Source organism: Bacillus sp. AMCV2, from assembly GCF_056033925.1.
In genome coordinates this window covers 2,933,410-2,955,613 of record NZ_JBVYIB010000002.1, presented here as the reverse complement: position 1 = coordinate 2,955,613, position 22,204 = coordinate 2,933,410, and the positions used below count along the sequence as shown (strand labels likewise).

General features: G+C 42.8%; 23 protein-coding genes and 1 other annotated feature (1 of these 24 cut by a window edge). Of the genes, 18 read left to right on the top strand and 5 right to left on the bottom strand.

Annotated features, from left to right (window positions below; all coding sequences use genetic code 11):
• Positions 1 to 22 precede the first annotated feature (22 nt).
• Entirely contained in the window at positions 23 to 1,921 is a 1,899-nt protein-coding gene (asnB, locus tag AC0OMA_RS15315) for an asparagine synthase (glutamine-hydrolyzing) (protein ID WP_046340259.1), read from the top strand.
• Between the two features lie 137 nt (positions 1,922 to 2,058).
• Positions 2,059 to 3,450 carry an alanine permease AlaP gene (gene alaP, locus AC0OMA_RS15310; protein WP_474222234.1) on the top strand — a complete coding sequence of 464 codons (1,392 nt, stop codon included), beginning with the start codon at positions 2,059 to 2,061 and terminating at the stop codon, positions 3,448 to 3,450.
• Positions 3,451 to 3,695: 245 nt separating this feature from the next.
• On the opposite strand, the gene AC0OMA_RS15305 is transcribed toward alaP, so the two are convergent.
• Positions 3,696 to 4,211 carry a gamma carbonic anhydrase gene (locus AC0OMA_RS15305; protein ID WP_004399093.1) on the bottom strand — a complete coding sequence of 172 codons (516 nt, stop codon included), beginning with the start codon at positions 4,209 to 4,211 and terminating at the stop codon, positions 3,696 to 3,698.
• 48 nt (positions 4,212 to 4,259) lie between these two features.
• On the opposite strand from AC0OMA_RS15305, the gene ytpA reads away from it, so the two are divergent.
• Both ytpA and tbcS read left to right on the top strand, forming a co-directional pair.
• Entirely contained in the window at positions 4,260 to 5,039 is a 780-nt protein-coding gene (gene ytpA, locus AC0OMA_RS15300; protein WP_004398545.1) for a phospholipase YtpA, read from the top strand.
• Between the two features lie 20 nt (positions 5,040 to 5,059).
• Positions 5,060 to 6,163 carry a tetraprenyl-beta-curcumene synthase gene (gene tbcS / locus AC0OMA_RS15295; RefSeq protein ID WP_033882168.1) on the top strand — a complete coding sequence of 368 codons (1,104 nt, stop codon included), beginning with the start codon at positions 5,060 to 5,062 and terminating at the stop codon, positions 6,161 to 6,163.
• On the opposite strand, the gene mnmM is transcribed toward tbcS, so the two are convergent.
• Together mnmM and mnmL are read right to left on the bottom strand one after the other, a co-directional pair.
• Entirely contained in the window at positions 6,153 to 6,737 is a 585-nt protein-coding gene (mnmM, locus tag AC0OMA_RS15290) for a tRNA 5-(aminomethyl)-2-thiouridylate-methyltransferase MnmM (RefSeq protein ID WP_251218092.1), read from the bottom strand. The genes tbcS and mnmM overlap by 11 nt on opposite strands.
• Positions 6,734 to 7,699 carry a tRNA modification radical SAM protein MnmL/YtqA gene (mnmL, locus tag AC0OMA_RS15285; RefSeq protein ID WP_015251396.1) on the bottom strand — a complete coding sequence of 322 codons (966 nt, stop codon included), beginning with the start codon at positions 7,697 to 7,699 and terminating at the stop codon, positions 6,734 to 6,736. The genes mnmM and mnmL overlap by 4 nt, the downstream gene beginning before the upstream one ends.
• Positions 7,700 to 7,863: 164 nt before the next feature.
• Here mnmL and AC0OMA_RS15280 point away from each other — a divergent pair, with 164 nt between their 5' ends.
• The 12 genes from AC0OMA_RS15280 to bceB all read left to right on the top strand — a co-directional run bounded on the left by AC0OMA_RS15280 (position 7,864) and on the right by bceB (position 18,303).
• Positions 7,864 to 8,136, top strand: coding sequence for a YtzC family protein (locus tag AC0OMA_RS15280; protein ID WP_003229117.1), 273 nt, complete (start codon positions 7,864 to 7,866; stop codon positions 8,134 to 8,136).
• Between the two features lie 153 nt (positions 8,137 to 8,289).
• Positions 8,290 to 8,427, top strand: coding sequence for a hypothetical protein (locus tag AC0OMA_RS15275; protein WP_047183067.1), 138 nt, complete (start codon positions 8,290 to 8,292; stop codon positions 8,425 to 8,427).
• A 33-nt stretch (positions 8,428 to 8,460) separates the two neighbouring features.
• Positions 8,461 to 8,853 (top strand): GntR family transcriptional regulator YtrA, encoded by a 393-nt coding sequence (ytrA, locus tag AC0OMA_RS15270; protein WP_003229121.1) that lies wholly within the window; start codon positions 8,461 to 8,463, stop codon positions 8,851 to 8,853.
• On the top strand, positions 8,846 to 9,724 hold the full coding sequence (gene ytrB, locus AC0OMA_RS15265) for an ABC transporter ATP-binding protein YtrB (RefSeq protein WP_004398506.1): 879 nt from the start codon (positions 8,846 to 8,848) through the stop codon (positions 9,722 to 9,724). Before ytrA ends, ytrB begins: the two co-directional genes overlap by 8 nt.
• On the top strand, positions 9,718 to 10,704 hold the full coding sequence (gene ytrC, locus AC0OMA_RS15260; protein WP_474222233.1) for an ABC transporter permease YtrC: 987 nt from the start codon (positions 9,718 to 9,720) through the stop codon (positions 10,702 to 10,704). The genes ytrB and ytrC overlap by 7 nt, the downstream gene beginning before the upstream one ends.
• A 29-nt stretch (positions 10,705 to 10,733) precedes the next feature.
• Complete coding sequence (ytrD, locus tag AC0OMA_RS15255; protein ID WP_063335759.1) at positions 10,734 to 11,711, top strand: ABC transporter permease YtrD; 978 nt, start codon at positions 10,734 to 10,736, stop codon at positions 11,709 to 11,711.
• 14 nt (positions 11,712 to 11,725) lie between these two features.
• Positions 11,726 to 12,421: an ABC transporter ATP-binding protein YtrE gene (gene ytrE / locus AC0OMA_RS15250; RefSeq protein ID WP_014477726.1), complete on the top strand. Its 696-nt coding sequence runs from the start codon at positions 11,726 to 11,728 to the stop codon at positions 12,419 to 12,421.
• The gene (ytrF, locus tag AC0OMA_RS15245; protein WP_015251399.1) at positions 12,411 to 13,721 is read left to right on the top strand and encodes an ABC transporter permease YtrF; all 1,311 of its coding nucleotides are present in this window, start codon (positions 12,411 to 12,413) and stop codon (positions 13,719 to 13,721) included. The genes ytrE and ytrF overlap by 11 nt, the downstream gene beginning before the upstream one ends.
• Positions 13,722 to 13,817: 96 nt before the next feature.
• Positions 13,818 to 14,513 carry a two-component response regulator BceR gene (gene bceR, locus AC0OMA_RS15240; RefSeq protein ID WP_015483587.1) on the top strand — a complete coding sequence of 232 codons (696 nt, stop codon included), beginning with the start codon at positions 13,818 to 13,820 and terminating at the stop codon, positions 14,511 to 14,513.
• A complete protein-coding gene (bceS, locus tag AC0OMA_RS15235) occupies positions 14,506 to 15,510 on the top strand; it encodes a two-component sensor histidine kinase BceS (RefSeq protein WP_015384427.1) in 1,005 nt (334 codons plus the stop codon). The genes bceR and bceS overlap by 8 nt, the downstream gene beginning before the upstream one ends.
• 101 nt (positions 15,511 to 15,611) lie before the next feature.
• Complete coding sequence (bceA, locus tag AC0OMA_RS15230; protein ID WP_003229137.1) at positions 15,612 to 16,373, top strand: bacitracin ABC transporter ATP-binding protein BceA; 762 nt, start codon at positions 15,612 to 15,614, stop codon at positions 16,371 to 16,373.
• On the top strand, positions 16,363 to 18,303 hold the full coding sequence (bceB, locus tag AC0OMA_RS15225) for a bacitracin ABC transporter permease BceB (RefSeq protein ID WP_047183061.1): 1,941 nt from the start codon (positions 16,363 to 16,365) through the stop codon (positions 18,301 to 18,303). The genes bceA and bceB overlap by 11 nt, the downstream gene beginning before the upstream one ends.
• Positions 18,304 to 18,339: 36 nt before the next feature.
• Here the strand turns inward: bceB and AC0OMA_RS15220 are convergent, their stop codons facing one another.
• Positions 18,340 to 19,086: an LMBR1 domain-containing protein gene (locus AC0OMA_RS15220; RefSeq protein WP_047183060.1), complete on the bottom strand. Its 747-nt coding sequence runs from the start codon at positions 19,084 to 19,086 to the stop codon at positions 18,340 to 18,342.
• 188 nt (positions 19,087 to 19,274) lie between these two features.
• Here AC0OMA_RS15220 and AC0OMA_RS15215 point away from each other — a divergent pair, with 188 nt between their 5' ends.
• Positions 19,275 to 20,468 carry an MDR family MFS transporter gene (locus AC0OMA_RS15215; RefSeq protein WP_042977570.1) on the top strand — a complete coding sequence of 398 codons (1,194 nt, stop codon included), beginning with the start codon at positions 19,275 to 19,277 and terminating at the stop codon, positions 20,466 to 20,468.
• Between the two features lie 31 nt (positions 20,469 to 20,499).
• Here AC0OMA_RS15215 and ytvA read toward each other — a convergent pair whose 3' ends face one another.
• The gene (gene ytvA, locus AC0OMA_RS15210) at positions 20,500 to 21,285 is read right to left on the bottom strand and encodes a YtvA family blue-light photoreceptor (protein ID WP_047183059.1); all 786 of its coding nucleotides are present in this window, start codon (positions 21,283 to 21,285) and stop codon (positions 20,500 to 20,502) included.
• Positions 21,286 to 21,689: 404 nt separating this feature from the next.
• Between ytvA and AC0OMA_RS15205 the strand changes: the two genes are divergently transcribed.
• Positions 21,690 to 22,025, top strand: coding sequence for a DUF4257 domain-containing protein (locus tag AC0OMA_RS15205; protein WP_003246114.1), 336 nt, complete (start codon positions 21,690 to 21,692; stop codon positions 22,023 to 22,025).
• Positions 22,026 to 22,127: 102 nt separating this feature from the next.
• Positions 22,128 to 22,204 (top strand) — a binding site (T-box leader) (it continues 138 nt past the right edge of the window).

Here is a 22,204-nt window from a genome sequence, read left to right as displayed (position 1 = left end):
TTTTAATTATGGAGGCAATACTATGTGTGGATTTGTCGGGGTTTTTAACAAGCATCCGTTAGCTCAAACCGCTGATCAAGAAGAACTAATCAAACAAATGAACCAAATGATCGTTCACCGCGGTCCTGACAGTGATGGATATTTCCATGATGAGCACGTCGGCTTCGGATTCAGACGGCTCAGCATTATTGATGTAGAAAATGGCGGACAGCCTTTATCATATGAAGATGAAACATATTGGATTATCTTTAACGGAGAAATCTATAACTATATTGAACTGAGAGAAGAACTTGAAGCAAAGGGGTACACATTCAACACGGATTCGGACACAGAGGTTCTTCTTGCGACTTACCGTCACTATAAAGAAGAAGCGGCGTCCAAACTGCGCGGTATGTTTGCCTTTCTGATTTGGAATAAAAACGATCATGTGCTTTATGGGGCAAGAGATCCATTCGGCATTAAACCGTTGTACTACACAACGATCAATGATCAGGTTTATTTTGCCTCAGAGAGAAAAAGTTTAATGGTTGCTCAGAATGATATTGAAATAGATAAAGAGGCATTGCAGCAGTACATGTCTTTCCAATTTGTTCCTGAACCAAGCACGCTTGATGCCCATGTGAAAAAAGTAGAGCCGGGTTCACAGTTCACAATCCGCCCGGACGGCGATATCACATTCAAAACGTATTTCAAAGCGAACTTCAAGCCGGTTCAGACTGAAGAAGACAAGCTTGTGAAAGAAGTCCGAGACGCGATCTATGACTCTGTAAACGTTCATATGAGAAGTGACGTTCCTGTCGGTTCATTCCTGTCTGGCGGGATTGATTCTTCCTTTATTGTGTCTGTTGCGAAGGAATTTCATCCAAGCTTAAAAACATTCTCTGTCGGCTTTGAACAGCAGGGCTTCAGTGAGGTTGATGTAGCGAAAGAAACGGCAGCGGCGCTGGGCATTGAAAATATCAGCAAAGTCATTTCGCCTGATGAATACATGAATGAGCTTCCGAAGATCGTTTGGCATTTTGATGACCCGCTTGCTGATCCGGCAGCGATTCCGTTGTACTTTGTTGCAAAAGAAGCGAAAAAACATGTTACGGTTGCTTTATCAGGTGAAGGAGCGGATGAGCTCTTCGGCGGATATAACATTTACCGTGAGCCGCTTTCGCTTAAACCGTTTGAACGGATTCCGTCCGGCCTGAAAAAGATGCTTCTGCACGTTGCTGCCGTTATGCCTGAAGGTATGAGAGGAAAGAGCCTGCTTGAGCGCGGCTGTACTCCGCTTCAAGATCGTTATATCGGTAACGCGAAAATCTTTGAAGAGTCGGTCAAAAAGCAGCTGTTGAAGCATTATAATCCGAACCTTTCATATCGCGATGTGACGAAGACTTACTTTACAGAAAGCAGCTCGTACAGCGATATCAACAAAATGCAGTATGTCGATATCCACACTTGGATGCGCGGCGACATTTTGTTAAAGGCGGATAAAATGACGATGGCGAATTCTTTGGAACTGCGTGTGCCGTTCTTGGATAAAGTCGTATTCGACGTCGCTTCAAAAATTCCTGATGAGCTGAAAACGAAGAACGGCACGACGAAGTATCTTCTTCGCAAAGCCGCTGAAGGAATTGTGCCTGAGCACGTATTAAACCGCAAAAAGCTTGGTTTCCCTGTACCGATCCGTCATTGGCTGAAAAACGAAATGAACGAATGGGTGCGGAATATTATTCAGGAAAGCCAAACGGATGCTTATATCCATAAGGATTATGTCCTTCAGCTTCTTGAAGACCATTGTGCGGACAAGGCTGATAACAGCCGTAAAATCTGGACTGTACTGATCTTTATGATCTGGCACAGCATCAATATTGAAAAACGGTATATGCCTGAAGAGCTGAGCCATCAGCCTAAAGAAGTCATCTTTGTGTAACAGACAACAAGGCTTTCGAGTAGTCGAAAGCCTTGTTGTTATCCTTTTATTTCTCAATCATCATTGATTTACCCGATCTATACGGAATATTCAGAAAAATGATTTAATGATATTTTTTTTCTAGGGGAGAAGAAAGCATGCAAAAACAAAAACAAGAGCTGCACCGCGGACTCGAAGAAAGGCATATTTCTTTAATGTCTTTAGGAGCTGCTATAGGAGTAGGGTTGTTCCTCGGCTCCGCATCAGCTATTCAATTAGCAGGGCCTGGTATTTTGGTAGCGTATGCCGCAAGCGGCCTGGTCATGTTTTTTATTATGAGAGCGCTTGGGGAAATGGCCATTCAAAAACCGGTCGCAGGCTCCTTCAGCAGGTATGCGCGTGATTATTTGGGACCGCTTGCAGGCTATTTAACAGGGTGGAACTACTGGTTTTTATGGGTTGTCACCTGTATGGCCGAAATTACTGCTGTCGGCATCTATATGGGGTTCTGGTTTCCGGACGTGCCAAACTGGATTTGGGCATTATCGGCGCTGGTCATTATGACGGGTGTTAATTTCCTGGCTGTCAAAGCTTACGGTGAGCTGGAATTTTGGTTCGCATTGATTAAAATTGTTGCGATCTTATCCATGATTGCTGTCGGTTTATTGATGATTATTGCAGGAGTCGGCAATGGGGGCATTGCCACCGGAATCAGCAATTTGTGGAACAACGGAGGATTTTTCCCTCATGGTTTAAAAGGGGTTCTATTGTCTCTTCAAATGGTCATGTTCGCCTATTTAGGGATTGAAATGATCGGGGTGACGGCTGGCGAAGTAAAAAACCCGCAAAAATCGTTAGCCAAAGCAATCGATACAGTATTTTGGCGGATTTTGATTTTTTATGTAGGCGCTTTATTTGTCATTATGTCTATTTATCCGTGGCAGGAAATTGGCTCTCAAGGAAGTCCATTTGTTCTCACATTTCAAAAAGTGGGCATTCCATCGGCAGCAGGTATCATTAACTTTGTCGTGTTGACTGCCGCGCTGTCTTCATGCAACAGCGGTATTTTCAGCACAGGACGGATGCTGTTTAACTTGGCGGAACAGAAAGAGGCGCCACAAGCATATGGTCAGCTGACGAAAGGCGGCATCCCGGGTAAAGCTGTTCTGGCTTCTGCGGGCGCTTTATTAGTCGGAGTGCTGTTAAACTATGTTGTCCCTGCGAAGGTATTTACTTGGGTTACAAGTATTGCGACGTTCGGAGCGATTTGGACGTGGGCAATCATTTTGCTTTCTCAAATAAAATACAGGAAAAGTTTGAAGCCGGAAGAAAAGAAACAATTAAAGTACAAAATGCCTTTATTTCCGTTTACGTCTTATGTGTCATTGGCATTTCTAGTATTCGTCGTCATTCTTATGGCTTACAGCCCTGATACAAGAGTAGCCGTGATTATCGGGCCGATATGGTTTCTCATCTTGCTGGCTGTGTACTATGGAAAAGGGTTTCATAAAAAAAATGCAGCTTCTGCCAGCGAACGAAATATCAGCTGACAAAAAGAGCTCCCAGTGGGCTCTTTTTTTGTGTGCTCATAGAAAATAGAGAACAGGAAAGAATAGGTATGTGTTTTTGCAGAGGCTGTTTACAGTTTTGTGATAAGATAAAAGTCATACGTTTCATGCTATATGTGAACGTTTTATGGAAAAATCGAAACCCGAACTGTTATGATGTCCGGGTTAACGATGGTTATTGCTTTCAAATATAATTTGAAAAATGGTAAAGTAAGACGAAGCAGGTCTTATGTTTGTTGAAGAAATTTATAATATTGGCCCTTTTCTACATATTCTGACCGTATTCTTTGCATATCTTTTCGGTCTTCTTCCGTCAAAGGGCGGATAACTTTTGCAGGGCGGCCAAAGGCGAGATGGCCAGGCGGAATGATTTTTCCGGGCGGGACAAGACTGCCGGCACCAATAAAAGCGCCTTCGCCAATTTCGGCTCCGTCTAAAATGATTGAGCCCATGCCGATTAAGGCGTTCTTGCGGATAACAGCGCTATGAAGTGTAACCTGATGGCCTATCGTGGCGTCATCTTCAATGAGTAGCGTCTTGTTCGGGCTTTGATGGAGGCAGCTTAAATCTTGGATATTGACTCTGTTTCCGATTCTGGTCGGCGCAACATCTCCCCTTATGACAACAGAAAACCAAATGCTGGACTGTTCTCCGATAACGACATCACCGGTAATTGTTGCATTATCAGCTATAAAGGCTGTTGGGTGGATATCTGGCTTGTGTTCCTTATAAGGGTAGATCATAAGTTTCATCCTTCTTTCTCTATTTAAATTTCGTATGAGGTGAAGAGCATGTGGACCTGGAAAGCAGACAGACCTGTTGCAGTGATTGTCATCATTCACGGGGCAAGTGAATATCACGGACGATATAAATGGCTGATTGAAATGTGGCGGTCTTCGGGTTATCACGTAGTCATGGGCGATTTGCCTGGACAGGGAACAACGACAAGAGCGAGAGGGCATATTCGCTCGTTTCAAGAATACATTGATGAAGTAGATGCTTGGATAGATAAAGCGCGAACCTTTGATCTGCCGGTTTTTCTTCTAGGTCACAGCATGGGCGGTCTGGTCGCGATTGAATGGGTTAAACAGCAAAGAAATCCCCGGATTACGGGAATTATTTTATCATCACCGTGTCTCGGACTGCAAATTAAAGTCAATAAAGCGCTTGATCTTGCATCAAAAGGCCTGAATGTCATCGCTCCGTCACTTAAGGTTGATTCGGGATTATCAATTGATATGGCGACGCGCAATGAGGACGTCATCGAGGCTGACCAAAATGATTCGTTATACGTCAGGAAAGTTTCTGTCAGATGGTACAGAGAGCTTTTAAAGACAATTGAATCGGCAATGGTGCCGACAGAGGCATTTTTGAAAGTTCCGCTTCTTGTGATGCAAGCCGGTGATGACAAGCTTGTTGACAAAACGATGGTCATCAAGTGGTTTAATGGTGTTGCTTCTCATAATAAAGCATACAGAGAGTGGGAAGGGCTTTACCATGAGATCTTCAATGAACCCGAGAGAGAAGATGTCTTTAAAGCAGCAAGAGCGTTTACTGATCAATATATTTGAACTAGTAGGGGGTGCATGTGTTGACAGTACCGGAACATCCTTTTGGATTGATGGCAAAGGTATATCGAGATATTTTTCCGCTCGTTCATCAAGAGCTGGACATATGGAAACAAAAATCAGAATCGATTCATAACAGTGAATTGAAAGCACAGGCAACCGCAAGTATTCGGGACAAAACGTTTCACTGTGAAGGCGGCGGCATACTGGCCTTATTGTCAGGCAGCCAAAAGCAGAAATGTGTCGAGTTTATCATCGCGTATCAAACGATTAGTGATTATTTGGACAATCTGTGTGACCGCAGCACCTCGCTGGACCCGCAGGATTTTCGGATGCTCCATGCCTCAATGCAGGACGCACTGACAGTGGGGGCGGAACTGCAAAACTATTATCAATTCAGGGAAGAACAGGATGACAGCGGATATCTGCACGAACTGGTCAAAACGTGCCAGCGTGTCCTTGGTTCCATTGAGCACTATGACATGATTAAACCGTATCTGCTTGAACTGTGCGGCTATTATTGCGATTTGCAGGTGCATAAGCACGTTATTGAGCATGAGCGTGTTCCGCGGCTTGAAAAGTGGTTTACTCAATATGAATCAGAGCTGCCTGAGATGGAATGGTATGAATTTTCAGCCTGTGCAGGCTCAACGTTAGGCATTTTCTGTCTGGTTGCGTATTCGTTCCAGCCTGATTTCACAGAAAGCACCGCTAAAAAAATCCGCGACAGTTATTTTCCTTACATACAGGGTCTTCATATTCTTCTTGATTATTTGATTGATCAAGAGGAGGACTTGCTGGAAGGAGACTTGAATTTCTGCTCATATTATCAGTCTCATGAAGAGATGATGAATCGGCTTGAACACTTTATCCATAAAGCCGACGAGCATTTACAAGGCATTCCGCATGAAAACTTCCATCGTTTAATCAATCGCGGCTTGCTTGGTGTTTATTTGTCAGATGATAAAGTGGCAGGCCAAAAGGAAATGGGCCGGCTCGCAAAGAAGCTGATCAAAGCCAGCGGAAAAACCTCCCTTTTCTTTTATATCAACGGCAGAGCCTACCGGAAATTTCAAAAAATGTCCTGGATGAAAAACTCAAAGAAAAAAGCTCAAATCATTTGCTGATCTGAGCTTTTTTTTCGATGGCGACAATAAATGGCGGGTCATTTTGCTGATTGATAAATCCGTATGTTAATACACGGGCTGATTGCTGGTCCAAGTCCCGGCAAAACTCAAGCACGTCGTTTTTTTCAGCTTTGCCTTCCGGATGGCCATGATAGACGACGAGAACAATCAGACCTTCGTCTTTCAAGATGCTGAGAAGCTGTTCAATTGCTTTGATCGTGGAACTTCCGTTTGTCGTAATTGATTTGTCCCCGCCCGGCAAATAGCCGAGGTTAAATACCGCGGCCGCCACTTTTCCATGTGCTTCCAGCGGAAGGGATTCAGCGATTTTATCATGGCTTTTGTGAAATAACGTTGTTCGCGCTTGATACATGTCACCGAGCCGTTCCTTTGTATTGGCCACGGCTGATTCTTGGATGTCGAATGCGTACACATGACCGTTTTCACCAACAAGCTCCGCTAAAAACTGTGTATCATGTCCGTTGCCCATTGTCGCATCTACGACAATATCTCCTTCTCCCGCGGCCATTTTCAGCAGTTCTTTGCTGTAAGGAAGAATTTTCTTCAAAATCATAGCGCTGATTCCTCCTCAAGCCGCTGAAAGAACTTTCCTTGATAGCTGCCTCGATTTTCTAGCTCTTTATTAATAGCGCCAAGCACTTCCCATTTGTTGACGCTCCACATTGGCCCGATCATCAACTCAATCGGTCCGTCACCTGTAATGCGGTGGACGATCATTTCCGGCGGAATGATCTCAAGCTGATCGCAGACGAGCTGCACATAATCATCTTGAGAAAGAAATTCCAGCTTTCCCTTTTCATATTGCTTGACCATCGGCGTGCCTTTCAGTAGGTGAAGCAGATGGATTTTAATGCCCTGGACGTCCAAATCTGCGACGGCCTTTGCCGTTTCCATCATCATGTCCCGGTCTTCCAAAGGCAGCCCGTTGATAATATGCGAGCAGACACGTATGCCGTGTTTTCTTAATTTATTGACGCCTTCCACATAGCAGTTAAAATCATGTGCGCGGTTGATCAGAAGTGCAGTCCGTTCATGAACTGTTTGAAGCCCAAGCTCCACCCACAAATAGGTGCGTTCATTCAGCTCTGCCAGGTAATCAACGACATCATCAGGCAGACAGTCAGGGCGTGTGGCGATCGAAATGCCGACCACATCATCAAGCGCTAGCACTGATTCGAATTTTTCGCGAAGCACTTCAACCGGCGCATGCGTGTTGGTGAAAGCCTGAAAATAAGCGATGTATTTGCCGTCCTTCCATTTTTCGTGCATGCGGTTTTTGATGTCGTGGAATTGCGTAATTAAATCATCGGCCCGGTTTCCGGCAAAATCGCCGGAGCCTGCTGCGCTGCAAAACGTACAGCCTCCGTGGGCTACGGTGCCATCCCGATTTGGACAGTCAAAACCGCCGTCAAGCGCTACTTTAAACACCTTATGGCCGAAATGTTCTCTGAGATGATAATTCAATGTATGATAGCGTTTTTCCGTATTTGAATAAGGAAAAGGATTGTTCTGCATTACAATTCATGTGCCTCCTTGCGTACGATTGCATCCTAAAATTGTAGCACGCATTTCACAAGAGAACAAATGAATATCGACCATAAATTACTTTATTGAACAAAGTCAGATGAGGCTACAATATGAATGATGGATGAATTCCATTACCAAGAGGAGGGGTTACTGTGGCAACAAGACAATCAGTAGATGAACATCTCCAGCAATGTATGCAGGCCTATGATTATGCTGAAGAACAGCTGAAAATCGCTTCTAAACAAGAGCATTATAACGATCAAGAATATAGTGATGCACAAATGCAGCTAGAAGATGCGGTAAATGCCTTGAATAAACTATGGCTGTCGTCAAATGATCAGCAGAGAGAACAGCTGTACAGAATGAGACTTCAGCTTCAATCTTTGCAAAATAATATGATCCTGCAGCACCCTCTTGATGTGTAGGAAACGGACCCTTTTAAAAGGGTCCGTTTTTTTGTAAAAAAAGGATTGACTTTGTGAGTCAAAGTATTTATTGTATTAAGTGTACTAATTGAAGTAATACACTGTAGACACTAATATAAAATCATTTATATATTGACATTAAGGGAGGCAGTTATGAAACATAAAAAACGAAACAAACGTAACGTGCCAATGCTGATAGCGGCATCTGTGATCGCTTGTTCTTTTTTTCTTGTTCTTGTGATGATCGGTTTTGAATGGCAAAAAAGTCTAATTGATCATTTTTATCTATAAAAGGTTCAGATCGTATAGAAAGTAGGGAAGTAAATGATTCAAATCGATCCAAGAAGCTCAACACCCATTTACGAACAAATTATTCAGCAAATGAAAGAGCTTTGTTTGAAAGGGATCATGAAGCCTGGTGATAAGCTTCCTTCTGTCAGAGAATTGGCAACGATCATTATTGCGAATCCGAACACTGTCAGCAAAGCGTATAAAGAGCTTGAGCGAGAAGGGATTATTGAGACGCTGCGGGGCAGAGGGACCTATATATCGGAGAATGCAAAAACGACACTGGTTGAAGGGAAGATGACGATGATTAAAGAGCAACTCAAACAGCTCATCATCGATGCACACTATGCAGGGGTTGAGCTGGAAAAACTGCACGAATGGATAAAGGAAATCAGCGCTGATGTGAAGGGAGGCAAAAAAAATGATTGAACTACGGCAGCTGTCAAAAGCGATTGACGGCAATCAAGTATTAAAAGATGTTTCATTAACAATCGAAAAAGGAGAAATCTTTGGATTGCTTGGACGCAATGGATCAGGGAAAACAACGATGCTTCGCTTAATCCAGCAAATCATTTTCGCTGACAGCGGAACGATTTTATTTGACGGCGTAGAAATCAAAAAGCACCCGAAGGTCAAACAAAATATCATCTACATGCCTGTTCAAAATCCTTTTTACGACAAGTATACATACAAGCAGCTTGTCGATATCCTGAGAAGAATATATCCGAAATTTGATGTCACGTACGCGAATGAACTGATGAACAGATACGAAATTCCAGAAACGAAAAAATACCGTGAGCTGTCGACAGGCTTGAAAAAACAGCTGTCGCTCGTTCTGTCGTTTGCGGCGAGACCGGCGCTGATCCTCCTGGATGAACCGACGGACGGTATTGATGCGGTAACTAGACATGATGTGCTGCAGCTGATGGTCGATGAAGTGGCAGAGCGTGATACGAGCATCCTGATTACGTCCCACCGGCTTGAAGACATAGAGCGGATGTGCAACCGAATTGGTTTTCTTGAAGATAACAGCCTGACCAACGTCATGGATCTTGATGAGTTAAAAGAAGAATACATTAAAATTCAAATGGCTTTCGATACAGATGTCAATTTGGCCATCAGAGAGCAAAACATTCCGATGCTCGATCAGGCCGGCGTGTTTTACACAGTGCTGATTCCGAAAAGCGATGAGGAGAAAAAGAGCTTTTTGAGAGAGCTGAAGCCAAAAGTGTGGAATGAGCTTCCTGTCAACCTGGAAGAAGTGTTCATTGCGAAGTTTGGAGGGAAGCGGAGATGGTAGACCGAGGTCTCCTCTATCGAGAGTGGAAGCAGAATCAAGTGGTGATTTTGCTAAGTATTGCGTTTTTAGTGCTGGCAAATCCGCTTTCTATCGTTAATACGTATTTGTCTTATCAAGGATGTCTTGATCGCCAAGACCCGCAATATTGTGATTTTATTGTGAATTATTCCATAAGCAATCTGATAGATCTCAACTGGGTGCCGGGTGTCATTTTGGCGGTCTGCTTCCTAGGAATGGAACGTTCGAAAGGCACGATGGATTTTATATTAAGCCTTCCATATAACAGAAGCCAAATTTTTCAGACAAAATTTTGGTTAGGCGGTTTTGTGATTGTGCTGTCACAATTGATTGGCTTTTTACTTGCATGGCTGCTAATTCTTGTCTATAACCCTGAACACGTCTACTTTTTTGAGCACAGCAGCATTGGAGTAATCGTGATAAGTTTTATGGCTTTTTCACTGGTGATGGCCGCCGGAGCGTTAACTGGAAATGCTTTTGCCCAACTGTTAACCGCGTTTTCTGCAGCTATATTGCCGTATTTAATTATTGCATTGCCGGTTGGAAACCTAGAAGTTGTTTTTGGTGTGAATATATGGGAAATATTCCCTTACCCTGAGAGTTATTTCTCTCTGGCAAGCAATTTATCGAACCTAGTACCGATTAGTTACGTTGTAAATGAATGGCTGATTAACAGTAAATATCTTTTATTGATTCCAGCCGTAATGAGCATGCTATTTTACTTGATTGGCTTTATAAGCTTCAAAAAGCTTCCAAGTGAACGGAACGGACACTTTTTCTTATGGAACAAATTAGATCGTCCGGTGCAAATTCTGGTTATGGCTTTCGGCATCCTTGGATTTGGTTTATTTGGATACTATACCGGACATTCCATTATTGGTTATATTTTGGGTATGATCATTGGGGCAGTGGCTGGATTCTTTGTGAGCTACTTCTCTATTTATAAGAAAACAAAAGTGTAAGAAATGCCTTAGGTTTGGAGGGAAGTGAGTTGCCGGATTCCGGACTGCTTTACAAAGAGTGGCGGCAGAATAAAGTCGCCTTAGTTATCACTATTTTGGTTTTTATATTGGGTAATCCATTATCAATTTTAAATATGTATCTCATCTATCAAGGCTGTGTCACTGGAAAAGAAAATTGGGTCGGCCCCTGCGTATTCAGCGTTGATTATTTAAACAGCTCATTTATCTCATTGTTTTGGATTTGGGGAGTCGTTTTGGCGGTCAGCCAGCTAGGGATTGAACGAAGCAAGGGCTACTTTGACTTTACATTAAGCCTTCCTTATACACGAGGGCAGATATTTAACGCGAAGTTCTTTACTGGCGGAATGGTGATTGTGATCCCGCAGCTCATAGGTTATGTTTTATCTGTTTTACTGATTTTGTTTTTGAAGCCTGATCAGGCCGTTTATTTTCACAATTACAGCTTGGGAATGATTATTGTTAGCATGCTGGCTTATTCTTTGGTTATGGCCGGAGGAGCTTTGACAGGCAATAGTTTCGCACAGCTTCTAGTCTCATTTACCGTAGCCATTTCGCCATTTTTGCTCATCAGCCTGCCTGCGATCAACCTGGAGATCCTTTTTGGCGGATCAATAGATTTTATCCATGGTCCAGTACCTAAATGGGTGCAGTATTTCATTCCGATAATTTATGTAGACTCGAAATGGGCTGAGAATTCACCATATTATTTAGTCATTCCGGCTATCATGACTATCATTTTTTACATTATCGGCTATATTAGCTTTGTCAAACTGTCTAATGAAAGAAACGGATATTTCTTCTTATGGAAGCCGCTTAACCGCCCGGTGCAGATCATCGTTATTATCATAGGAATCATGGGCTTCGGCTATTTTGGATTTACGGCAAGCGAGAGCTTTGCAGGTTATCTCATTGGCATGGGTACAGGTGCGGTAATCGGGTTCTTGATCAGTTATTTTGCGATTTATAAAAAAATGAAACTTTTGTAAGGGAGAGAGAACATATGATTGATGTTCAGCATATCGACCATTCTTTCACGATCGGAAAAAAGGGCCGTGAGAATGAAGTTCCAGTATTGAAGGATGTTTCATTACGTGTGGCGAAAGGTGAGATCGCCTGTATTGTCGGGCGAAGCGGCTCAGGGAAATCAACGCTTTTGAATTTGATTTCCGGCTACATATCGCCGACAAAAGGGCGGATTGTCATTAATGGCACTGATGTTACGGGGTTTAATGAAAAGGAATGGGCGCAATTTCGGCTTGACCATTTCGGGTTTATTTTTCAAAGCTTTCAGCTCATTCCGGGCTTAACAACGTATGAGAATGTGGAAATGCCGCTGGCGTTAAAAGGGATCAAGCCCTCTGAGCGGAAGCAAAAGGTGCAGGACATGCTGAAACGCGTCGGTCTGGAAAACCATGCCGCTCATTATCCGAATGAACTGTCAGGCGGCCAGCAGCAGCGTGTCAGTATTGCTCGAGCGTTGATTTTAAATCCTTCGATTATCTTAGCGGATGAGCCGACGGGAAGCCTTGATTCAGAAACGGAACATGAAGTGCTGGAATTGATCCAGCAGCTGAATCGTGAGCGTGGCATTACATTTGTGATCATTACTCACGATGATGAAGTCGCTTCTATCGGACATTCAAAATTTCAGCTTCATGATGGTGTGCTAAAAGGAGGAATTACCGTTGAGGTTTAAGGATCAGGTTCATTTTATCAGAAGAAATATGAAGAAAAACAGACTTCGCGTCTTTATGACGATTCTTGCGACAACAATGGCGTGTGCGTTTTTGGTTGTGCTGTCGTCCGTTGGATTTGGGATTCAAAAGACAATTACAGATATGACAATGAGCCAGCAGATTGTAACGAAAGTCAGTGTAATGGGCAAGGAAGGAGACAAGCCTATTAAAAAAGCTGATTTAGAGAAGTATGATCACGTAAGGTCAGTTGTAGAAAGAACGCAAGTGTATGAACCAAACAAAGCTACTTTAGGCAATCGTACAAATGAAAGCTCAAATCTCATTTTTACTAATATGAATGATGAATTAAAGGCCAATATGGAATTGGAAAAGGGAAGAGTCGCAAAGTCGGAAAATGAAATCGTAGTAGGATACGACTTTGCAAAGAGATTATTAACGAAAAAAGAATCGGAAGAATATAACAAAAAAATCGAGGAAGCAAAAGGAAATCCAGAAGATATAAAAGAACCAAAGGGCTATACGAAAGATATTCTGAACAAAACAATTGAACTAAGTGTATCGAAGACAGATCCTAAAACAGGGGATGTTACAAAAACAAAAACATATGACTTTAAAATTGTCGGTATTACAAAAAAACCATCTCAAGACTGGATGGAGGACTCAAACATTTTTATCAGTGATCAATTCAAAAAAGATTTTTCGGAATTCTTAGATTTCAAAGGCGGAAATGTTGAAACGAACATTGGCGTTTTTGCTGATAAGTTTGAGAATGTGGAACAGCTGACAAATGATCTAACCGATGACGGGTACTATGTCACATCAGTGACTACCGAACTTGAGGGAGCCAATACCTTCTTCATGGTCTTCAAAATCGGACTGATCTTTGTCGGATGTATCGCAGTTATCATTTCAGCGATCGGCATTTTTAACACGATGACGATGGCGGTGACAGAGAGAACGCAAGAGATCGGCATTATGAAAGCGATTGGGGCGAGCCCGTCAATCATTCGCCGAATGTTCTTGATGGAAAGCGCGTATATCGGAATTTTAGGCTGTGTGATTGGGATTATCATTTCTTACGGCGTGAGCTACCTTGTCAACCTGGCCGTTCCGATGATTCTTGCGGCCACAAGCGGAAGCGATGCGGGCGACTTGAATTACACATTCTCCTACATCCCGGCGAGTCTTGTGATCATTGCCGTTGTGATTTGCGGAGGGGTCGCAGTCATTTCCGGAATGAACCCGGCGAGAAAAGCAACAAAAACCAACGTGCTGACAGCGTTGAGAAGAGAACTATAATGCGAACGAGCCGGCTGAGACAGCCGGCTTTTTCTATAGCGCATGCTGGCGTTTTGCTATACACTTGATAAAAAAGGAAAAAGTGCGGTGAGTCGATTGTTTAAACTTTTGCTGATTGAAGATGATGAATCGCTGTTTCATGAAATCAAGGATCGTTTAACGGGATGGTCCTATGATGTATACGGCATTCAGGATTTCAGTCAGGTGCTGCAGGAATTTGCGGCGGTTAATCCTGATTGTGTCATTATTGATGTACAGCTGCCTAAATTTGACGGCTTTCATTGGTGCCGGCTGATCCGCTCCCGGTCAAATGTTCCGATTCTCTTTTTATCCTCCCGGGATCATCCTGCTGATATGGTGATGTCCATGCAGCTCGGGGCAGATGACTTTATTCAAAAGCCATTTCATTTTGATGTGCTGATCGCGAAAATCCAAGCGATGTTCCGGCGTGTGCACCATTATAATACGGAGCCGAATACGATTAAAACGTGGTGCGGCGCTGCTGTAGACGCGGAGCAGAACCTCGTCAGCAATGACAAAGGATCTGTTGAACTGACCAAAAATGAAATGTTCATTCTAAAACAATTAATAGAGCAAAAAAACAAGATCGTCAGCCGGGAAGAGCTGATCAGAAGCTTGTGGAACGATGAGCGTTTTGTTAGTGATAATACGCTGACCGTCAATGTCAATCGCCTGCGAAAAAAACTGGACGTCCTGCAGCTTGGTGCATATATCGAGACAAAGGTGGGCCAGGGCTACATCGCGAAGGAAGAGGACAAGTTCTATGATTAAAGCATTCCTTATCGAAAGGCGGAGCTGGATTGCCGCGTTTTTGTTTCAGCAGGCTTTGATGCTGTTCATTGCTTTTGTCGATCCTTCCATATCGTTCGGGAATGTACTTTATATGGTGTATTTGTGCATCTTGTTTTTTATCATATTCCTTTGGTTCCGCTATCGGAAAGAAACAGCGTTTTATAAAAGCTTGAAAACATGGGAGAACAATCTCGATGTGACAGCCATAAATGAACCGGAAACGCCGTTTGAAGCAATGGTTGAAAGAAGCATTGCCGGGCAAACAGAACACTTGAAGCAGACCGCAGCACGGCATCGCTTAGCATTGGAAAATGAAAAAGATGAGCTAATGGCATGGATCCATGAGGTCAAAACCCCATTAACAGCGATGCATTTAATCATTGATAGAATGGAAGAAAAAGCACTGAAATCCCAGCTGTCATATGAATGGCTGCGTATTCACCTGCTTCTTGATCAGCAGCTTCATCAAAAACGCATTTCATTTATTGAAAACGATCTGTCAGTAGAATTCATTCAGCTTCAGCCTTTGATCTTTAAAGAAATCAAAGATTTACAATCGTGGTGTATCCAAAAAGGGATCGGTTTTGACATACAGCTCGATGCCAAAGAAGTGCTGAGCGATGCAAAATGGCTGGCGTTTATCATCAGGCAGCTGCTGACAAACGCGGTGAAATACAGCGAAGCCTCTGAAATCGAGATCAAAAGCTTTCAAAAAGGGGAACAGACGCAGCTCCAAGTGAAAGATTGTGGCAGGGGCATTGATCCAAAAGATGTACCGCGTATTTTTGATAAAGGGTTTACATCCACAACGGATCACCATGATCAAGCGTCAACTGGCATGGGGCTGTACTTGGCAAAAAAAGCAGCGGCGCCGTTATTGATCCTTATTGATGTTGAGTCGGAGTTTGGTGCGGGGACAGTTTTTACATTAACCTTTCCAATACGGAATCAATTTGAACATGTCATAAGCGTGTGACGAAAATGTCACATGCTTTTCTTTTTTGTTCGCCGTATCGAAGGAAAAGCCCGGCATTCCTTTTTATAATGAGATTATCCAATATAAAGGAGACTGCATAAATGGTGATTTTAGAAGCGAATAAAATTCGAAAAAGTTATGGAAACAAGCTGAATAAACAGGAAGTGCTGAAGGGCATCGATATTCACATTGAAAAGGGTGAATTCGTCAGTATTATGGGTGCTTCCGGGTCGGGAAAAACCACTTTGCTCAACGTTCTTTCCTCAATCGATCAGGTCAGTCACGGAACCATTCATATTAATGGAAATGACATGACGGCTATGAAGGAAAAGCAGCTGGCTGAATTTAGAAAACAGCATTTAGGCTTTATCTTTCAGGATTACAATTTGTTAGACACATTGACAGTGAAAGAGAATATCCTTCTGCCTTTATCGATCACGAAACTATCAAAAAAGGAAGCCAATCGCAAGTTTGAGGAAGTTGCAAAGGAACTGGGAATATATGAATTGCGGGATAAGTACCCGAATGAAATTTCCGGCGGCCAGAAGCAGAGAACATCCGCCGGAAGAGCGTTTATTCATGACCCGAGCATTATTTTCGCTGATGAACCGACCGGCGCGCTTGATTCGAAATCGGCCTCTGATCTATTAAATAAGCTGAGCCAGCTCAATCAAAAACGAAACGCCACGATTATTATGGTTACCCATGATCCCGTCGCTGCCAGCTACTGCGGCAGAGTCATTTTTATTAAGGACGGGCAAATGTATACACAGCTGAATAAAGGGGGCCAGGACAGGCAGACGTTTTTCCAGGATATTATGAAAACGCAAGGCGTGTTAGGCGGGGTGCAGCATGAACATTAATCAGCTCATCCTGCGAAATTTGAAAAAGAATCTTCGGAATTACTATCTGTATGTGTTTGCGCTCATCTTTAGCGTGGCGCTTTATTTCGCCTTTGTCACGCTGCAGTATGATCCAGCAATTAACGAAGTGAAGGCTTCGATCAAGGGAGCAGCGGCTATTAAAACCGCTTCGATTTTGCTTGTGGCTGTTGTGGCGATCTTCATTTTATATGCCAATACGATTTTTATTAAGAGACGGAGTAAAGAAATCGGGTTGTTTCAATTAATTGGAATGACGAAGCATAAAATTTTTCGCATCTTAAGTGCAGAAAATGTCATGCTGTATTTCGGTTCATTAGCGATCGGGGTAGCGGCCGGGTTTTCGATATCGAAGCTGGTCTTGATGATTCTGTTCAAAATTGTCGATGTCAAAGCGGATGCGAAACTGCATTTTTCTGAGCAGGCCTTGGTCCAAACGGTCATTGTGTTCTGCGGCATTTACCTTTTGATCATGATCATGAATTATACGTTTATCAAAAAACAGAGTATTTTATCTTTGTTTAAAGTAACGTCCTCCACTGAAGACAAAGTGAAGAAAATATCATTTTTCCAAATGCTGATCGGCGCTTTAGGCATCGTGTTGATTTTGACAGGATACTATGTGTCTTCTGAGCTGTTTGGCGGAAAATTTAAGACCATTAATGAACTGTTTGTTGCGATGAGCTTCATTCTGGGGAGCGTCATTATCGGGACGTTTTTGTTTTATAAAGGATCAGTTACGTTTATCTCGAATATCATTCGAAAAAGCAAGGGCGGCTACTTAAATATTTCTGAGGTCCTGTCACTGTCATCGATCATGTTCAGAATGAAATCGAATGCGCTGCTGCTGACGATTATTACAACCGTTTCAGCGCTCGCCATCGGGCTGTTATCTCTTGCTTACATCTCGTATTACTCATCGGAAAAGACCGCTGAACAAAATGTAGCGGCTGATTTTTCATTCATGAATGAGAAAGATGCCAAGTTATTTGAAAACAGATTGAGGGAAAGCAACATCTCGTTTGTAAAAAAGGCAACACCTGTCCTGCAAGCAAATGTTGACATTGCAAATATTATGGATGGAACTCCGAAAGAGATGCAGGGCGACCCCAGCAATATGCAGCTTGCTGTTGTTAGCGACAAAGATGTAAAAGGAGTCGATGTGGCGGCTGGAGAAGCCGTTTTCTCAGGATACACCGACTTGCTGCAAAAAATAATGGTTTTCAAGGACTCTGGTGTTATTAAAGTAAAAAGCAAACATGAGACGCAGCCATTAAAATATAAAGGATTAAGAGAAGAGTTTCTTGTATCCTACACGTTTACAAGCGGGGGCATGCCCGCTGTCATTGTGGATGACAGCCTGTTTAAACAGCTGAACAAGGATAAGGACCCCCGCATTCAGCTGGCGCAATCTACATTTATCGGCGTCAATGTGAAACATGACGATCAAATGGAAAAAGCAAATGAGCTTTTTCAACAGGTGAACAAGAAAAACGAGCATTTATCAAGACTGGATACAAGCGCTGCGCAAAAATCACTGTTTGGTATTGTGATGTTCATCGTCGGCTTCTTAGGGTTAACGTTCCTGATTACATCAGGTTGTATCCTTTATTTTAAACAAATGGGTGAAAGTGAAGATGAAAAACCGAGCTATACGATTTTAAGAAAACTCGGTTTTACGCAGGGCGACCTGATAAAGGGGATACGCATCAAACAAATGTACAACTTCGGCATTCCGCTTGTTGTCGGCCTCTTCCACAGTTACTTTGCCGTCCAATCCGGCTGGTTCTTATTCGGATCAGAGGTATGGGCGCCTATGATTATGGTGATGGTGTTATATACTGCGCTCTACTCCATTTTTGGTTTTCTGTCAGTTCTTTATTATAAGAAGGTCATTAAATCGTCGTTGTGAAACAGAAAAAGCTCCAGACATTCTGGAGCTTTTTGTTTATCGTTTAGGCGCCCGATAACCGGCGGCTTCAGCTTCTTCAACTGAGCAAAACATTTCAGCCGGATCGGTTGTCCTGTCATAGTATGTACTGCCTGGCGTGTGGTAGATGCCGTTTTTGCTTCCTTTGATATTACAGCCTTCTGCTTTGTCAGCTGTTTTGGTTTCATCACTTTTACTCGTATTGTTTGAAGAACTTCCAGTGTCTTCATGAGAACTGGCGGTTTGGCTTTCCGTCTCTTTTAATTGATTTTCAAGTTTTGTTTTATCTTGTCGGAGTGTTTCGTTTTCAGCCTTTGCCGTTTTTGCATCTTCTTTGAGCTGCTTTTGATTTTCTTGAAGCTCTTTAATTTCAGCTTTTAATGATTTCTGAGTCTTTTTTAGATCGCTATTTTCGTTTTTAAGCTTCTCAAGCTTGTCGTGATCTTCTTTGTTGTCTTTTAATTTCTTTGCTTCAGAGCTGACAGATTTATATTCTTTCTCAAGTTCTTCGTGCTCTTTTGTGAGGTTTTTATATTCGGCGTTTAGCGCTGAATATTTTTTCTCGGCATTTGCTGCGGCAGTGTCAGGTTCTGCCAATGCTGCCCCGGTAAAGAGCAGCACAAGGCCTCCAATGAAAAGCGGCCAAAAAAGTCTCTTGGAGAAACGTTTTTCCTTTTTCAGTACATATCTGACAAGGTGATATAATCCATAGCCCAGTGAAATGAGACATGCCAGAAAACCTAAGAATGCTAATACCATTTCCATAATATGACCCCTTTTTCTATTTATTTTACATTTTTCAAACAATATTTGTTAGATTTTTTCACGCTCATCAGTTGAAAAATGTGAGAGAGACAGATAGAATGAATGTGCTATGATAACTGGATTCGTACGGAGCCGTTTTAGGTTTCGTTTTTTTCATGAGCTTTTTTAGGTAAGAAAGGGGGATGAGTATGCCGCGTGCTCTTAAAATTTTAGTCATTGGAATGTTTATCAATGTGACGGGTGCTTCTTTTTTATGGCCGCTGAATACGATTTATATCCATAATCATTTAGGAAAGTCGTTAACAGTAGCCGGACTTGTCCTGATGCTGAATTCCGGCGCAAGTGTGGCTGGTAATTTATGCGGAGGTTTTTTGTTTGATAAAATCGGTGGTTTTAAATCGATTATGCTTGGGATAGCCATTACGTTAGCAAGCCTGATGGGTCTTGTCTTTTTTCATGATTGGCCAGCCTATATTGTGCTGCTGACGATTGTGGGCTTTGGCTCCGGTGTTGTTTTTCCGGCCAGCTACGCAATGGCGGGATCGGTATGGCCTGAAGGGGGAAGGAAGGCATTTAATGCGATATATGTCGCGCAAAACGCGGGTGTGGCCGTCGGTTCAGCGCTTGGCGGTGTCGTGGCATCTTTCTCGTTTTCATATGTATTTTTGGCGAATGCCGCGCTGTATCTGGTCTTTTTCTTTATTGTATATTTCGGATTTCGAAATATTCAGACGGGAGATGCGTCCCAAACGTCTGTGCTTGATTACGATGCTGTGAACAGCAAAGCAAAATTTGCCGCACTGATCATTTTAAGCGGAGGCTATGTACTCGGATGGCTGGCTTATTCTCAATGGTCAACCACAATTGCTTCGTACACACAAAGCATTGGAATATCTCTTTCCTTATACAGCGTGCTATGGACAGTTAACGGAATTCTCATTGTGCTCGGCCAGCCGCTCGTCAGTTTTGTGGTGAAAAAATGGGCCGAGTCGCTAAAAGCGCAAATGGTCATCGGCTTTATCATTTTTATTGTGTCTTTCAGCATGCTGCTGACTGCAAAGCAATTTCCGATGTTTCTCGCTGCGATGGTGATCCTGACGATCGGAGAAATGCTTGTTTGGCCTGCTGTGCCGACAATTGCCAATCAGCTTGCCCCTAAAGGGAAAGAAGGCTTTTATCAAGGCTTTGTCAACAGTGCGGCGACAGGCGGCAGAATGATTGGTCCCCTGTTCGGAGGAGTGCTTGTCGATCATTACGGCATTAAGGCCCTTGTTTTATCTCTGTTGGTATTGCTGCTGATCAGTATTGCCACAACGCTTCTATATGACAAACGGCTAAAATCAGCTAAAGAAACAAATAAGCAGGCATCAATTTCTTCATAATAAAAGATCCCGCCGAATGAGCGGGATCTTTTTACATAATCGGAAGCACTTTAACGGCATCCTTTACATTTGAATATGTTTTCAGCGACGAAAAATTGGCATCCAGTTTATTCATTTTCATAGCCAATTCAGGCTTAATGCCGGTAATGATTAACTCAGTTCCGGTCAATTTCAGCAAATGGCTCAGCTTGAAAATTTGGTCGGCCGTTTGTTCGTTCACTTGGGCCAATCCGGATAAATCAATGATCAAATAATCATCTTTGGATGTTGATAAGATATTCGTCAATGTGCAAACAATGGAATTAAATCGCTCCTCTGTCAGGTTTCCGACTAGCGGAAGAGCTGAAATGCCATTGCGAATCGGGACAATAGGAGTTGAAAGTGCAGTAATTTCCGTGAGGGAATCCTCGAGAAGCTTTTCATACTCTTTTTGCTTGGTGATGTCTTTCTGAATTCCGACAAAATACGTTTTATCCTCTATAACCATTGGATCAATATTTAATTCATTCCAGAACATCGTTCCGTCTTTTTTGTAGTTTTGAATCTGAACGGTGACCGGTTCTTTATTTTGTAAAGCGGTTCTGATGTTCTCCACTTCTGCAGGATCTGTGTGTTTCCCCTGTAAGAAGCGGCAGTTCTTTCCTAAAATTTCCTCGGTCTCGTAGCCGGTCATTTGAACAAAGCCTTGATTTACGTAGACAATAGGATTATCTTCAAGTGCGGGATCTGTAATTACCACACCGACTCGCACGTGATCAAGCGCTTTTTTGATGACTTCCAGCTGTCCTGGTATCCCAAATGATTGAAAACTAGCCATATAAATCCCCCTTAGGCCGTCAGCTTGCTATGCGAAAGCCTGATATTCCCCTTTTTAAAAATGAATTCTACAGTAACCGTAGCACAACACATGTTCTGATTCAAGCAAGTGCAGTTTGTTGTTTGTCATTAGGGCTTGTCCTCGTATACACTAAAAATAAGAACAGAATTTGAACATATGAACGGAAAGGTTTTCTACATGCTAAATAGGTGACTAGGTAAATGTCACTGGGTGAAAAATGAATCCAATGCATCAAGCTTACCGATCATGTGTTCACATATAATGGAAGAAACAAGCTTTTTACAGATTTGCCGGTATGTAGATATCGAAAATCATCGGAATCGTTTAAGGGGGCTGGATGGCCTGAAGTCGCTTTACGAAATAAGGGCTTTAGGAAGGTGATGATGAAGATGCTGCATCAGGTACTTATTGCTTGTGTAATTGGAGGAATCATGGGGATTCTCGGTCATGTGAAAAAGAGAGGCAGACTGGAGAAGCCCAGAATGACGAAGCGGTTTATCTACCTTGGATTTTTGGAAGATTGGTTTATCGGAATGACAGCTTCCATTTTACTTGTATTATCCGCTGACCCCGATTCAGGAATTCAACTTGTCATCTTATCCATTATCTCAGGCTACGGCGGTGAAGCTGTTCTCAGAAGTTTTGACTTTGTGAGAGAACTGAACAGCGGCGGCGAGCCGGCCGAGTCCAAACGTCAAACTAAAACTCCACCCGAATAATTGTCCTCAATCTTCGCCCGTTCAGGGTACATTCCCATTGTATACAAACCTGCTTGCACTTATGAACAGAATTCTATAAAATACAGTTAGATTACGGTTGCGATAAGAACAATGAAGAGGAGCAGTAAGAAACAGATATTGTTGCAGAGAGTTGACGGCTGGTGAAAGTCAATCAAGTT

Excerpts from the sequence above, each read along its gene's own strand:
- ytvA (WP_047183059.1), bottom strand. The coding sequence starts at position 21,285 with ATGGCTAGTTTTCAATCATTTGGGATACCAGGACAGCTGGAAGTCATC.
- mnmM (WP_251218092.1), bottom strand. The coding sequence starts at position 6,737 with ATGATTTTGAAGAAAATTCTTCCTTACAGCAAAGAACTGCTGAAAATG.
- AC0OMA_RS15205 (WP_003246114.1), top strand. The coding sequence starts at position 21,690 with ATGAAGATGCTGCATCAGGTACTTATTGCTTGTGTAATTGGAGGAATC.
- bceS (WP_015384427.1), top strand. The coding sequence starts at position 14,506 with ATGATTAAAGCATTCCTTATCGAAAGGCGGAGCTGGATTGCCGCGTTT.
- mnmL (WP_015251396.1), bottom strand. The coding sequence starts at position 7,699 with ATGCAGAACAATCCTTTTCCTTATTCAAATACGGAAAAACGCTATCAT.
- AC0OMA_RS15275 (WP_047183067.1), top strand. The coding sequence starts at position 8,290 with ATGAAACATAAAAAACGAAACAAACGTAACGTGCCAATGCTGATAGCG.
- ytrE (WP_014477726.1), top strand. The coding sequence starts at position 11,726 with ATGATTGATGTTCAGCATATCGACCATTCTTTCACGATCGGAAAAAAG.
- bceB (WP_047183061.1), top strand. The coding sequence starts at position 16,363 with ATGAACATTAATCAGCTCATCCTGCGAAATTTGAAAAAGAATCTTCGG.
- alaP (WP_474222234.1), top strand. The coding sequence starts at position 2,059 with ATGCAAAAACAAAAACAAGAGCTGCACCGCGGACTCGAAGAAAGGCAT.
- ytrC (WP_474222233.1), top strand. The coding sequence starts at position 9,718 with ATGGTAGACCGAGGTCTCCTCTATCGAGAGTGGAAGCAGAATCAAGTG.
- bceA (WP_003229137.1), top strand. The coding sequence starts at position 15,612 with ATGGTGATTTTAGAAGCGAATAAAATTCGAAAAAGTTATGGAAACAAG.
- AC0OMA_RS15215 (WP_042977570.1), top strand. The coding sequence starts at position 19,275 with ATGCCGCGTGCTCTTAAAATTTTAGTCATTGGAATGTTTATCAATGTG.
- ytrA (WP_003229121.1), top strand. The coding sequence starts at position 8,461 with ATGATTCAAATCGATCCAAGAAGCTCAACACCCATTTACGAACAAATT.
- AC0OMA_RS15305 (WP_004399093.1), bottom strand. The coding sequence starts at position 4,211 with ATGATCTACCCTTATAAGGAACACAAGCCAGATATCCACCCAACAGCC.
- ytpA (WP_004398545.1), top strand. The coding sequence starts at position 4,260 with ATGTGGACCTGGAAAGCAGACAGACCTGTTGCAGTGATTGTCATCATT.
- ytrB (WP_004398506.1), top strand. The coding sequence starts at position 8,846 with ATGATTGAACTACGGCAGCTGTCAAAAGCGATTGACGGCAATCAAGTA.
- asnB (WP_046340259.1), top strand. The coding sequence starts at position 23 with ATGTGTGGATTTGTCGGGGTTTTTAACAAGCATCCGTTAGCTCAAACC.
- AC0OMA_RS15220 (WP_047183060.1), bottom strand. The coding sequence starts at position 19,086 with ATGGAAATGGTATTAGCATTCTTAGGTTTTCTGGCATGTCTCATTTCA.